Genomic DNA, 12,895 nt, shown 5'->3' on the forward strand with positions numbered 1-12,895 from the left:
GCGCAGAGTGCCACACCCCGCTACCGGTGGGTAGGCCTGCGGCCGACGATCCACCCCGACGGCGCGGCTCCGCCTCGCCCCGGCGGCGGGTGTGAGGTGGCATAGGGTCGGCCGGGTGGACCGCAAGAACATTCCGAACCCAGGATTCGCCGCCGACGACGGCACCGCCGACCCGGCGCTCGCCGAGGCGCTCGCGCGCTGGTCGCAGGAGCCCGGGGCCGAGCCGGAGGTGCTCGCGGCGCTGACGCCGACCCGGCTGATGGTCCCGATCGTCGCCGTCCTCGGCGAGGTGGAGCTGGACGAGCACGGGCACAAGCACGAGAAGACCAGTGACATGGCCGTCCCGGTGATCGAGGCCGCGGACGGCCGGCGGGCGCTGCCGGCCTTCACCTCGATGGAGGCGCTGACCCGGTGGCGCGCCGACGCCCGCCCGGCACCGGTCGCCGCCCCGCAGGCCGCGATGGTCGCCTACTCCGAGCGCGCGGACACCCTGCTGATCGACCCGGCCGGCCCGGTGCCGTACCGGCTGTCCGGGGCCCGGTTGCGCGCGCTGGCGGAGAACCGGCCGTACCTGCCGCCGGTGCGCGACCCCGAGGTGCGCGAGGCCGTCCGTGCGCTGCTGGCGGCCGAGCCGCAGGTGGTGAGCGGTCTGCTGGCGCCCTACCAGGAGGGGGACGGCCTGCTCGCGGTGGTGCTGGACCGGGCGCTGGACCAGGAGGCCGTCCAGGCGGCCGCCCGGCGGCTCGGGCAGGCGGTCGCGGCCGACCCGGTGCTGCGGGTCCGGCTCGACCGGGGCCTGAACCTGGCCGTGCTGTCGGCCGACTCCGCGCTGCCCGGCGAGCCGCTGTACCGCCGCTAGCGGGGCCCGGCCCGCGCGCGGTGCCCGGACGCGAGGGTGCCCCCTCGCCCGGTGGACGAGAGGGCACGCGGTGTCCCGGTGGGGCTCAGGCGTAGACCGGCCCGGTGAACTTCTCGCCCGGCCCGGTGCCCGGCGCGTCCGGCACGATGGACGCCTCGCGGAAGGCCAGCTGGAGCGACTTCAGGCCGTCCCGCAGCGGGGCGGCGTGGAAGTTGCTGATCTCGGGGGCACCGGCGGTGACCAGCCCGGCCAGCGCGGTGATCAGCTTGCGCGCCTCGTCGAGGTCCTTGTCGGCCTCGCCGCCCTCGGCCAGGCCGCACTTCACGGCGGCGGCGCTCATCAGGTGCACCGCGACGGTCGTGATCACCTCGACGGCGGGGACCTCGGCGATGTCCCGGGTGAGGTCGTCGAAACCGATCGCCTCGTCGTCCGCGGCGGGGTTCTGGGTGGGCTCGCTGCTCAAGGGGGGCTCGTTCCGTCGTGCCGGTGTCCGTACCCAAGGAGCGTACAAGGGGGCCGGCCGGGGGCCGGGCCGCGGGGAGCGAGGGGCGGAATACCGGGCGCGGCCGAAACGCTGTATGCTTCGAGACTGACCGGCCAGGAGCTCCTGAGGAGCGCCCGGCCAGCAAGAGGAGGCTCCACCCAGGAGGCCCGAGAGGGCAACCGCGAAAGTCTCCCACCCGATCGGCCTCGCGGTCGACGGGTCCCGGTCCGCGACGGGCGCCCAGGCGCCGAGTCGCCCGCCGCACCCCTCACCGGGTGCAGCCCCCGGTTGTGTGGAGCCCCGCTTGTACCGAGCGGGGCTTTTTTCGTGTCGCGGTGCATGCAGTGCCCATCAGCAAGGTAGGCAGCGCAGCACGAATGAAGCCCCGCCCAGTGGTCGAGTCCACTACGTGCGACCGCCGTCCGACGGCCGCATCGCAGAAGGTGCAACCTAGGAGGCCCCATCAGCACCGAGCCCCGCATCAACGACCGGATTCGCGTCCCCGAGGTGCGACTCGTCGGTCCCAGCGGCGAGCAGGTCGGCATCGTGCCGCTTGCCAAGGCGCTGGAGCTCGCGCAGGAGTACGACCTCGACCTCGTCGAGGTCGCGGCGACCGCCCGGCCGCCGGTGTGCAAGCTCATGGACTACGGCAAGTTCAAGTACGAGTCGGCCATGAAGGCCCGTGAGGCGCGCAAGAACCAGGCGCACACGGTCATCAAGGAGATGAAGCTCCGGCCGAAGATCGACCCGCACGACTATGACACCAAGAAGGGTCACGTCGTTCGGTTCCTCAAGCAGGGCGACAAGGTCAAGATCACGATCATGTTCCGCGGTCGTGAGCAGTCGCGCCCCGAGCTGGGCTTCCGACTGCTGCAGCGGCTGGCCAACGACGTCCAGGACCTGGGCTTCGTCGAGTCCTCGGCCAAGCAGGACGGCCGAAACATGATCATGGTTCTCGGCCCGCACAAGAAGAAGACCGAGGCGATGGCCGAGGCCCGCGCGATCGCGGACGCCCGCAAGGCCGAGCGTCAGGGCCGCACCCCCGGCTCCGACGCCGCCGAGGCCGACGAGGACGCAGCGCTTGAGGCCGAGAACGCCGCGGCCGAGGCGGAGGCCGACGACGCCGACGCCGAGGACGACGCCGCCGAGGTCGAGCAGCCGGCCGAGGCCTCCCAGGACGCCTGAGCCTTCACCGGCCAGGGCGGTTCGGGAGACCGGCCACCAAGGTGAACGGGCGTCCGCCCGGTCATCGCAGATCCATCCTTCACGCCCGCGCGGCGCACACCGCGCGGGCGTGGACGGACCGACGAGGAGATACGGCGAAATGCCGAAGCAGAAGACGCACAGTGGCGCCAGCAAGCGCTTCAAGATCAGTGGCTCTGGCAAGGTGCTGCGCGAGCGCGCCGGCCGCCGCCACCTCCTGGAGCACAAGCCCTCCACGCTGACCCGCAAGCTGGCCGGCACCGTCGTGGTGGCCCCCGCCGACGCCAAGAAGATCAAGAAGCTTCTCGGCAAGTGATCGCCCTCCCGCCCGGCGCGAGCCGTGAGCGGGACAGCTGATCCTTCCCGACCCATTCGAATGACGGACCGCGTGAAGTAGTCCGTGGTCCAACCCAAGGAGTAATCAAGTGGCACGCGTCAAGCGGGCAGTCAACGCCCACAAGAAGCGCCGGGTCATCCTGGAGCGCGCCAGCGGCTACCGGGGCCAGCGCTCGCGCCTGTACCGCAAGGCCAAGGAGCAGGTCACCCACTCGCTGGTCTACAACTTCAACGACCGCAAGAAGCGCAAGGGCGACTTCCGTCAGCTGTGGATCCAGCGCATCAACGCTGCGGCCCGTGCCAACGGCATCACCTACAACCGCTTCGTGCAGGGCCTGAAGGCCGCCAGCGTCGAGATCGACCGCAAGATGCTGGCCGACCTCGCGGTCAACGACCCGGGCGCGTTCGCCTCGCTCGTCGAGGTCGCGCAGAAGGCGCTGCCGGCCGACGTCAACGCCCCGAGGGCCGCCGCCGACGCCGCCTGATCCTCCTGGATCGGCCTGATCCCCCCGGGATCGGTTCGTCGCACCGACCGGACCCGCAGGCTCTCCCTGCGGGTCCGGTTTTGCGTTTCCCCGCCACAGTCCCTGCACGCCACCGGCGCCCCGCCTCAGAGACGAGACCATGTCGAGCACCGACACCCCCCTGCTGACCTCCCTGCGCTCGCCCCGCGTCGTCGCCGCCCGCCGGCTCGCCAAGCGGAACCAGCGCACCAAGGAGCGCCGGTTCCTCGTCGAGGGCCCGCAGGCCGTCCGGGAGGCCGTCGCGTTCGGGACGCTGCCGGGCACGGCCGACCACGCCGTGGTCGAGGTCTACACGACCCCCGAGGCCGCCGAGCGGCACGCCGGCATCGTCGCCGCCGCCCGCGCCGAGGGGCTGCCGGTGCTCACCGCCACCGACGAGGTCATCGCGGACATCTGCGACACCGTGACCCCGCAGGGCATCGTGGCGCTCTGCCGGTTCATCGACACCCCGTTCGCCGAGGTGCTGGCGGCCGGCCCCAAGCTGGTCGCGGTGCTCGCCCACGTGCGCGACCCCGGCAACGCCGGCACCGTGCTGCGGACCGCCGACGCGGCCGGCGCGGACGCCGTGGTGCTGACCGACGCCTCGGTGGACCTGTACAACCCGAAGGCCGTGCGCGCCTCCGTCGGCAGCCTGTTCCACCTGCCGGTCGCCGTCGGCGTGCCGGTGGAGGAGGCGGTCGGGCGGCTGCGCGAGGCCGGCGTGCGGGTGCTGGCCGCCGACGGCGCGGGGGAGCGCGACCTCGACCAGGAGCTGGACGAGGGCACGCTGGGCGCGCCCGGCGCCTGGGTGTTCGGCAACGAGGCCTGGGGGCTCCCGGAGGAGACCCGCGCACTCACCGACGAGGTGGTGCGCGTACCGATCCACGGACACGCCGAGAGCCTCAACCTCGCGACGGCCGCCGCCGTCTGCCTCTACGCCTCCGCCCGGGCGCAGCGCTCGCCCGGCGGCTGCCGGGCGCGGGCGTAGGCCGTACCCGGACGCTCCCGGAAGTCGTCATCGCGACGCCGCGGGCCCTACTGCGGGGGGCCGCGAGACGCTAGGGTCTGCCTCGGTGGGGGGAAAGACACGGTGGGTAATCGGGGAGGACACCCATGGTCGGCAGCGGGCCAGAGCTCGACCCGGACGACCTGCCGGACGGCCTGGTGGTCGCCGACGCCCTGGGCCGGGTGGTCTGCTTCAACCGCACCGCCGCCCGGCTGACCGGCATCCTCCAGGAGGCCGCGCTCGGCAGCCCGCTGGAGCACGCCCTCCCGCTGGAGGACCTGGACGGCCGCCGCTGGTGGCAGCTGACCGACCCGTACGGCGGCCTGGCGACCCGGACCAGCCAGCCCGAGCGCAATCTGCTGCTCCCCGGCGGCCGCGAGGTGCTGGTGTCCGCCCGCTACGTCCGGGCCCGCCCGCAGGCGCCGCTGGAGCGGCTGGTGATCGCGCTGCGCGGCACCGAGGCCCGCCGGCGGACCGAGCGCAGCCACGCCGAGCTGATCGCCACCGTCGCGCACGAGCTGCGCTCACCGCTCACCAGCGTCAAGGGCTTCACCGCGACCCTGCTGGCGAAGTGGGAGCGGTTCACCGACGGGCAGAAGCGGCTGATGCTGGAGACCGTCGACGCCGACGCCGACCGGGTCACCCGGCTGATCGCCGAGCTGCTGGACATCTCCCGGATCGACGCCGGGCGGCTGGAACTGCGCAAGCAGGTGGTCGACCTGGCCGTCTCGGTGCGCCGGCACGTGGACCGCAAGGTCGCCACCGGCATCCCCGAGGACCGCTTCGACATCCGGATCAGCGAGCCGCTCACCGTGCTCTGGGCCGACCCGGACAAGGTGGACCAGGTGCTGGCCAACCTGCTGGAAAATGCGGTGCGCCACGGTGAGGGAACTGTCACGATTGAGGTGGCACCGGCCAAGGAGGTCGTCGAGGCACCCGTCTGGGAGCGCTCCGGCACTCCGCCCCGAACTGTGGAAGGCACCGCGGTCACCGTGAGCGATGAAGGCACCGGCATCCCCGAGGACTCGATGCCGCGCGTGTTCACCCGCTTCTGGCGCGGTTCCAAGCGCGGCGGCACGGGCCTGGGCCTCTACATCGTCAAGGGCATCGTGGAGGCCCACGGCGGCTCGATCCGCGTCGACCGCGCGCCCGGCGGCGGCGCCCGGTTCCGATTTATCCTGCCCGCCGGCGTGCCCGACTTCATGCTCTGACGGAGCCTGGAGGCAGCCGCGGCGGGCTCCGGGGGCGGCGCCGCCACCCCCTGGGCCCGGTGCGGATCGGGAGGCCGGACGGGCTTGACGGCAGCCGCACCATGCGCTGCGACTACACTCGACCTTTGGCGTTGTGGGACGCCCTGCGCGGCCGTGCCGCGGACACCCCTTCCGAGCACCTGCGGCGGGGACTGCCCGTGCCCCGGCCACGCCGGGCGTCACGCGAAGGCACGAGCCCTTACCTGAGCACGGACGAGCAGGAGCACGGGAAGATAGAGATGTCGGCACCCAACAAGTCGTACGACCCGGTCGAGGTCGAGGCCCTCAAGCCCGAGGTGGTGGAGCAGGCGCGGGACGAGGCCGTCCGGGCCTTCGCCGCCGCCACCAGCCTCGACGAGCTGAAGCAGGCCAAGGTCGCCCACACCGGCGACCGCTCCGCGCTCTCCCTCGCCAACCGCGAGATCGGCGCTCTGCCCCCGCACGCCAAGGCCGCCGCCGGCAAGCTGATCGGCCAGGCCCGCGGCGCCGTCAACCAGGCCCTCGCCCGGCGCCAGGCCGAGCTGGAGGCGGAGCGCGACGCCCGCGTCCTGGTCGAGGAGGCGGTGGACGTCACGCTGCCCTACGACCGGACCCCGCGCGGCGCCCGCCACCCGCTGACCACGCTGGCCGAGCGCATCGAGGACACCTTCGTCGCGATGGGCTACCAGGTCGCCGAGGGCCCCGAGGTCGAGGCCGAGTGGCTGAACTTCGACGCCCTCAACCTGGGACCGGACCACCCGGCCCGTTCGATGCAGGACACCTTCTTCGTCCAGGCCCCGGACGGCTCCGCCGACTCCGGCGTGGTGCTGCGGACCCAGACCTCCCCGGTCCAGGCCCGCACCATGCTCGACCGCGAGCCCCCCATCTACGTGGTCTGCCCCGGCCGGGTCTACCGGACCGACGAGCTGGACGCCACCCACACCCCGGTCTTCCGCCAGGTCGAGGGCCTGGCCGTGGACGAGGGCATCACCTTCGCCGACCTCAAGGGCACCATCGAGCTGCTGGTGTCCAAGCTGATCGGGGACGGCCTGGAGCTGCGCTGGCGGCCCTCGTACTTCCCGTTCACCGAGCCGAGCGCCGAGATCGACCTGCAGTGCTTCGTCTGCCGCGGCGAGAGCGTCGGCAACCCGGACCGGCCCTGCCGCACCTGTTCCTCCGAGGGCTGGATCGAGCTCGGCGGCTGCGGCGTGGTCAACCCGCGGGTGCTGGTCGCCTGCGGCATCGACCCGAGCCGCTACAGCGGGTTCGCCTTCGGCCTGGGCCTGGAGCGAATCCTGATGAACCGTCACAACGTCGCCGACATGCGCGACATGGTCGAGGGTGACGTGCGCTTCACCCTCCCGTTCGGGATGGAGATCTGATGCGCGTCCCGCTTTCCTGGCTGCGCGAGTACGTCGACCTGCCGGTCGGCGAGACCGGCCGCGACGTGGCGGAGCGACTGGTCCGGGCCGGGCTGGAGGTCGAGACGGTCGAGCAGATCGGCGGCGACCTCAAGGGCCCGCTGGTGGTCGGCCAGGTCCTCTCCATCGAGGAGCTCTCCGGCTTCAAGAAGCCGATCCGGCACTGCTTCGTCAACGTCGGCGACGCCAACGGCACCGGCGAGCCGCAGGAGATCGTCTGCGGCGCGACCAACTTCGCCGTCGGCGACAAGGTCGTCGTCGTCCTGCCGGGCGCCGTGCTGCCCGGCCCGTTCCCGATCGCGGCCCGCCAGACCTACGGCCACACCTCGGCCGGCATGATCTGCTCGGCCCGCGAGCTGGGCATGGGCGACGACCACGACGGCATCATCGTCCTCCCGCCGGAGTACGAGCCCGGCACCGACGCCGTCGAGCTGCTCCAGCTCGTCGACGAGGTGCTGGACATCGCCGTCACCCCGGACCGCGGCTACTGCCTCTCGATGCGCGGGGTGGCCCGCGAGGCCGCCGCCGCGTACGGGCTGCCGCTGGCCGACCCGGCGCTGCTCGACGTGCCGCCGGCGAACTCCTACGGCTACCTGGTCAAGGTCGCCGACCCGGCCGGCTGCGACCGCTTCGTGGCCCGCACGGTGATCGGCCTCGACCCGACCGCCAAGTCGCCGATCTGGCTCCAGCGCCGCCTGCAGAAGGCCGGCATCCGGCCGATCTCGCTGGCCGTGGACATCACCAACTACGTGATGCTGGAGGTCGGCCAGCCGCTGCACGCCTACGACAAGCAGCGCGTGGACGGCCCCATCGTGGTCCGCCGGGCGGAGCAGGGCGAGACCCTGACCACCCTCGACGGCGTCGCGCGCAAGCTCTCCCCCGAGGACCTGCTGATCTGCGACAACAGCGGCCCGATCGGCCTGGCCGGTGTCATGGGCGGTGCCTCCACCGAGATCCTCGACCCGGCCGCCGGTCCGGGCACCACCGAGGTGATCATCGAGGCGGCGCACTTCGACCCGGTCGTGATCGCCCGCGGTGCCAAGCGGCACAAGCTGCCCTCCGAGGCGTCGAAGCGCTTCGAGCGCGGCGTCGACCCGGAGGCCGCCCGCGCCGCCGCGCAGCGCGCCGTCGACCTGCTGGTCCTGATCGCCGGCGGCACCGCCGAGGCCGGGGTCACCGACATCGCGGCCCCGCACCCGGTGCGCACCATCACCATCGCCGCGGACCTGCCCGACCGCGTCGCCGGCACCGCCTACGGCCGGGAGACCGTCACCCGGCGGCTGCAGGAGATCGGCTGCTCCGTCGCGGGCGCCGACGTCCTGGAGGTCACCCCGCCGACCTGGCGCCCCGACCTCACCGACCCGTACGACCTCGCGGAGGAGGTCATCCGCCTGGAGGGGTACGACAACGTCCCCGCCCGGATGCCCACCGTGCCGCCGGGCAAGGGCCTGACCGAGGCCCAGCGCACCCACCGCCGGGCCGGTGTCGCGCTGGCCGCCGCCGGCTACGTCGAGGTCAACAACTACCCGTTCGTCGGCGAGGCCGCCTTCGACGGGCTCGGCCTGGAGAAGGACGACCGGCGCCGCCGCACGGTGAAGCTGGTCAACCCGCTCAACGACGAGGAGCCGGCGCTGCGCACCACGCTGCTGCCGGGCCTGCTCGGGGCGCTGCGCCGCAACGTCGGCCGCGGCAACACCGATCTGGCGATCTTCGAGACGGGTACCGTCTTCCTGCCCAAGGACGAGCAGTCCGTCGCGCCGCGCCCGGCCGTCGACCGCCGTCCGAGCGACGAGGAGCTCGCCGCCCTCGACGCCGCGCTGCCGGACCAGCCGCGCCGGATCGCCGCCGCCCTCGCGGGCGAGCGGGTGCCGTCGGGCTGGTGGGGCAAGGGCGCCCCGGCCTCCTGGGCCGACGCGATCGAGGCCGCCCGTGCGGTGGCCCGTGCGGCCGGCGTCGAACTGGCCGTCCGCCAGGGCCGGCTGGCCCCGTGGCACCCGGGCCGCTGCGCCGAGCTGGTGGTCGCCGGGACCGACCGGGTGGTCGGCCACGCCGGTGAGCTGCACCCGCGTGTCGTCAAGGCGCTCGGTCTGCCCGAGCGCACCAGCGCGATGGAGGTCGACCTCGACCTGCTGACCGCCGACGGCGCCGTCCGGGTCTCCGGCCCGGCCGTCTCCGCGTTCCCGGTCGCGACCCAGGACGTGGCGCTGATCGTCGACGGCGCCGTCCCGGCCGCCGAGGTCGAGGCCGCGCTGCGGGCCGGCGCCGGCGAACTGCTGGAGGCCATCCGGCTGTTCGACGTCTTCACCGGCGAGCAGGTCGGCGAGGGCAAGAAGTCGCTGGCCTACGCGCTGCGCTTCCGCGCGGCCGACCGCACGCTGACCGCCGACGAGGCCAGCGCGGCCCGTGAGGCGGCCGTGGCCGAGGCCGTCGCCCGGACCGGCGCGGTGCTCCGCGGCGCCTGACGCGCATCCCGGGTGGAGGGCCCCGTCGCCGGTTTCCGGCGGCGGGGCCCTTCGTCGTCCCGGTGGCGGCGGTCCGGCCGGTGCGGCTGACCTGGCTCTTTGAGGAGTTTCCGTCAAAACCCTTGCGGAGCGGGGATCGTGGGCGCTATTCCTTGGTTAGGAAAGTTTCCTAACTCCCGGCCGACGGCATCCCCCCGCCGTCCCCCCACGGAACACGGAGCGTCAGATGCACCGTCCCCAGCACCGCACCGTCCGGATAGCCCTCGCCGCCCTGCTGATGGCCGCGCCCGCCACGGTCGCGGCCGCCGGCGCAGCCCACGCGGCGCCGACCGCGGCCGTCGTCCAGGCCAAGGCCGTCGGCCTGGACGACCCGCACAAGAAGGACATCGCGATGCAGCTGGTGTCCAGCGCCGAGAACTCCTCGCTGGACTGGAAGTCGCAGTACAAGTACATCGAGGACATCGGTGACGGCCGCGGCTACACCGCCGGCATCATCGGCTTCTGCTCGGGCACCGGCGACATGCTCGACCTGGTCGAGCACTACACCGACCTCAAGCCGGGCAACGTCCTCGCCAAGTACCTGCCGGCGCTGCGCAAGGTGAACGGCACCGAGTCGCACGCGGGCCTGGGCAGCGCCTTCGAGAAGGACTGGGCCACCGCGGCCAAGGACGGCGTCTTCCAGCAGGCGCAGAACGACGAGCGCGACCGCGTCTACTTCAACCCCGCCGTCAGCCAGGCCAAGTCCGACGGTCTGCGCGCGCTCGGCCAGTTCGCCTACTACGACGCCATCGTCATGCACGGCCCGGGCACCAGCTCGACCAGCTTCGGCGGGATCCGCAAGACCGCCATGAAGAAGGCCAAGACCCCGGCCCAGGGCGGCGACGAGGCCACCTACCTCAAGGCCTTCCTGGACGCCCGCCGGGCCGCCATGAAGACCGAGGAGGCGCACTCCGACACCAGCCGCGTCGACACCGAGCAGCTGGTCTTCCTCAACGCCAAGAACTTCGACCTCAACCCCCCGCTCAAGTGGAAGGTCTACGGCGACAGCTACAGCATCAACAGCTGACCCGTGCCGACCGCGGAGGCCGTTCGCCCGGCCTCCGCGGTCGCCCCGTTTATCGGGTGACACCCCGCCACGATCGCTGATACGTTCGACGACGTGGCAAAGCTGAACCAGATCATCGCCGTCGAAAAGGGCGTCAAGTCCAAGTCCTTCCAGGAGCTGACGCAGTCCCACCAGGACTTGCAGAAGCCCGCGCTGCTGGCCGGCATCTCCCGGACGTACCAGCCCAAGGACGAGGAGGGCGAGCAGCTCCCCCCGGAGTCCACCCGCGTCCAGGTGAAGGCAGAGGACGTCCTGCGGACCACGTCCGCGACGCTGTCCCGGCTGTTCGACGTCACCGCGACGAAGGACTGGGCCAACACCGAGGCCCGCGCCGACGTCGTGGTCGACGGCCGGACGCTGGTGGCCCAGGTGCCGGTCACCTACCTGCTCTTCCTGGAGAAGCAGCTCACCGACCTGCGCACCTTCGTGCGGAAGCTGCCGGTGCTGGACGCCGCCGAGGCCTGGAACCACGACGCCTCGACGGACTCCTGGAAGACCGAGGCGGTGCGCACGATCCGCACCAAGAAGGTGCCGCGCAACCACGTGAAGGCCGAGGCCACGGAGAAGCACCCGGCGCAGGTCGAGGTGTACTACGAGGACATCGCGGTCGGCTACTGGACGACGGTCAAGTTCTCCGGGGCCCTTCCGGCCCGGCGGGTGAACGAGCTCCTGGAGCGGGTCGAGAAGCTCCAGCAGGCCGTCCAGTTCGCCCGCGAGGAGGCCAACGGCTCGGAGGTCACCGACCGCCGGGTCGGTGAGGCGGTGTTCGGCTACCTGTTCGGGTAGCCCCCAGATCGCCCCCGTATGAGAGCGGGGGTGGCGCGAAGAGCGCAAGCTGATACTGAGGTTGAAGCTGATATCAGGGGAGAATGTGGAGGTTCGAGTCCTCCCTCCGGCATTCCGCGCCGGAGTGGCCCAACATGGCAGAGGCGCCCCTGTAAGACTCAGACTCTCGCTCCAGGCTCAGCATTCGCCGCCGAGCGCCGGATCGACCGGGTGTGTGCTGTAAGCGTCGGATGCGGGTTCGACTCCCGTCTGCGCCTCTATCGTGGCGCGGTAGCTTCAATGGCAAAGCGCGATGCTGTGAGAATGACCCACACCCTTAAACGTGCCGGTGCAAGCAATTGGGTGGCACCTCAGGGGCCCGGGTAGCTGGATACCGCTCCCGGGCCCCGTCACCGTTCCCGGGTTCAGGCGCTCGCGGTGTAGTCGTAGAAGCCGCGGCCGGACTTGCGGCCCAGCAGGCCCGCGTCGACCATCCGGGAGAGCAGCGGGGGAGCGGCGAACAGCGGCTCCTTGTACTCGTCGTACATCGATTCGGCGATCGACACGATGGTGTCCAGACCGATCAGGTCGCACAGCCGCAGCGGGCCCATCGGGTGGGCGCAGCCGGCCTCCATGCCCTTGTCGATGTCGGAGGCGGTCGCCACGCCCGACTCGAACATCCGCACCGCCGACAGCAGGTACGGCACCAGGAGCGCGTTCACCACGAAGCCGGCCCGGTCGCGGGCGCGGATCGGCTCCTTGCCCAGCACCTCGGAGGCGAAGGCCTCGACCCGCTCGGTGGTGGCCGCCGAGGTGGTCAGCGTCGGGATCACCTCGACCAGCTTCTGCACCGGCGCCGGGTTGAAGAAGTGCAGGCCGATCACCTGCTCCGGGCGCGAGGTGGCGGCGGCCAGCTTCACGATCGGGATCGACGAGGTGTTGGAGGCCAGGATGGCGTCCCGGCGCTCGACCACCTGGTCCAGCGTCTGGAAGATCTGGACCTTGATGTCCTCGCGCTCGGCGACCGCCTCGACCACCAGGTCGCGGTCGGCGAAGTCGGCCAGGTCGGTGGTGAAGGACAGCCGGGACATCGCCCCGTCGCGGTCCTCGGGGCTCAGCTTGCCCCGCTTGACCGCCGTCTCCAGGGAGTTGGTCAGCCGGGTGCGACCGAACTCCAGGGCCTCCCCGCTCGCCTCCGACACCAGGACGTCCAGCCCCGCCCGGGCGAACACCTCCGCGATGCCCGACCCCATCAGACCGCAGCCGATCACTCCGACGCGCGCGATGTCACTCACTCAGTTGCCCTTCGGTGGTGCCGGGGGTCTCCCAGCGACAGGTGTCCCAGCAAGCTGCTGTTCAGCGGGCGGGCGCACCGATAGGTGTGCACCGGTGCACCGCCCCGACGACGTTACTACTCCGTACCCGTCGGTAGGTCATCCCCTCCCAGGCTGAACCGGGTCCGCAGGCGCTGCTCGGAAGGGGTGGGCCCGGGTAACGGGACCCGTGCGCCCGGGTGCCGACG

12 protein-coding genes are annotated in these 12,895 nt (G+C 72.2%); 10 read left to right on the plus strand and 2 right to left on the minus strand.

Going from position 1 to position 12,895, the window contains the following annotated elements:
* Window positions 1-115: 115 nt before the first annotated feature.
* Window positions 116-859 (plus strand): SseB family protein, encoded by a 744-nt coding sequence (locus ABT263_RS15545; RefSeq protein ID WP_352290983.1) that lies wholly within the window; start codon window positions 116-118, stop codon window positions 857-859.
* 85 nt (window positions 860-944) lie between these two features.
* Here ABT263_RS15545 and ABT263_RS15550 read toward each other — a convergent pair whose 3' ends face one another.
* A complete protein-coding gene (locus ABT263_RS15550; RefSeq protein WP_329486878.1) occupies window positions 945-1,322 on the minus strand; it encodes a DUF1844 domain-containing protein in 378 nt (125 codons plus the stop codon).
* 483 nt (window positions 1,323-1,805) lie between these two features.
* Here ABT263_RS15550 and infC point away from each other — a divergent pair, with 483 nt between their 5' ends.
* From infC to ABT263_RS15595, 9 genes are all read left to right on the plus strand, one after another.
* Complete coding sequence (gene infC, locus ABT263_RS15555) at window positions 1,806-2,528, plus strand: translation initiation factor IF-3 (protein ID WP_352291000.1); 723 nt, start codon at window positions 1,806-1,808, stop codon at window positions 2,526-2,528.
* A 139-nt stretch (window positions 2,529-2,667) separates the two neighbouring features.
* Window positions 2,668-2,862 (plus strand): 50S ribosomal protein L35, encoded by a 195-nt coding sequence (rpmI, locus tag ABT263_RS15560; protein WP_329486877.1) that lies wholly within the window; start codon window positions 2,668-2,670, stop codon window positions 2,860-2,862.
* Window positions 2,863-2,971: 109 nt separating this feature from the next.
* Window positions 2,972-3,367, plus strand: a complete 396-nt coding sequence (rplT, locus tag ABT263_RS15565; protein WP_329486876.1) for a 50S ribosomal protein L20 — start codon at window positions 2,972-2,974, stop codon at window positions 3,365-3,367.
* Between the two features lie 139 nt (window positions 3,368-3,506).
* Window positions 3,507-4,373, plus strand: a complete 867-nt coding sequence (locus ABT263_RS15570; protein WP_352290984.1) for a TrmH family RNA methyltransferase — start codon at window positions 3,507-3,509, stop codon at window positions 4,371-4,373.
* A gap of 125 nt (window positions 4,374-4,498) precedes the next feature.
* Window positions 4,499-5,602 carry a sensor histidine kinase gene (locus tag ABT263_RS15575; protein WP_352290985.1) on the plus strand — a complete coding sequence of 368 codons (1,104 nt, stop codon included), beginning with the start codon at window positions 4,499-4,501 and terminating at the stop codon, window positions 5,600-5,602.
* Between the two features lie 278 nt (window positions 5,603-5,880).
* Complete coding sequence (gene pheS, locus ABT263_RS15580; protein WP_329486873.1) at window positions 5,881-7,002, plus strand: phenylalanine--tRNA ligase subunit alpha; 1,122 nt, start codon at window positions 5,881-5,883, stop codon at window positions 7,000-7,002.
* A complete protein-coding gene (gene pheT, locus ABT263_RS15585; protein WP_352290986.1) occupies window positions 7,002-9,503 on the plus strand; it encodes a phenylalanine--tRNA ligase subunit beta in 2,502 nt (833 codons plus the stop codon). The genes pheS and pheT overlap by 1 nt, the downstream gene beginning before the upstream one ends.
* A gap of 226 nt (window positions 9,504-9,729) precedes the next feature.
* Complete coding sequence (locus ABT263_RS15590; RefSeq protein WP_380387938.1) at window positions 9,730-10,569, plus strand: chitosanase; 840 nt, start codon at window positions 9,730-9,732, stop codon at window positions 10,567-10,569.
* 93 nt (window positions 10,570-10,662) lie between these two features.
* Window positions 10,663-11,394, plus strand: coding sequence for a DUF7873 family protein (locus ABT263_RS15595; RefSeq protein ID WP_329486871.1), 732 nt, complete (start codon window positions 10,663-10,665; stop codon window positions 11,392-11,394).
* A gap of 404 nt (window positions 11,395-11,798) precedes the next feature.
* Here ABT263_RS15595 and ABT263_RS15600 read toward each other — a convergent pair whose 3' ends face one another.
* Window positions 11,799-12,668: a 3-hydroxybutyryl-CoA dehydrogenase gene (locus ABT263_RS15600; RefSeq protein ID WP_352290987.1), complete on the minus strand. Its 870-nt coding sequence runs from the start codon at window positions 12,666-12,668 to the stop codon at window positions 11,799-11,801.
* Window positions 12,669-12,895: the final 227 nt, after the last annotated feature.

Source organism: Kitasatospora sp. NPDC001603, from assembly GCF_040298365.1.
Taxonomy (GTDB): Bacteria; Actinomycetota; Actinomycetes; order Streptomycetales; family Streptomycetaceae; genus Kitasatospora.

Excerpts from the sequence above, each read along its gene's own strand:
- ABT263_RS15570 (WP_352290984.1), top strand. The coding sequence starts at position 3,507 with ATGTCGAGCACCGACACCCCCCTGCTGACCTCCCTGCGCTCGCCCCGC.
- rpmI (WP_329486877.1), top strand. The coding sequence starts at position 2,668 with ATGCCGAAGCAGAAGACGCACAGTGGCGCCAGCAAGCGCTTCAAGATC.
- ABT263_RS15590 (WP_380387938.1), top strand. The coding sequence starts at position 9,730 with ATGCACCGTCCCCAGCACCGCACCGTCCGGATAGCCCTCGCCGCCCTG.
- pheS (WP_329486873.1), top strand. The coding sequence starts at position 5,881 with ATGTCGGCACCCAACAAGTCGTACGACCCGGTCGAGGTCGAGGCCCTC.
- pheT (WP_352290986.1), top strand. The coding sequence starts at position 7,002 with ATGCGCGTCCCGCTTTCCTGGCTGCGCGAGTACGTCGACCTGCCGGTC.
- ABT263_RS15575 (WP_352290985.1), top strand. The coding sequence starts at position 4,499 with ATGGTCGGCAGCGGGCCAGAGCTCGACCCGGACGACCTGCCGGACGGC.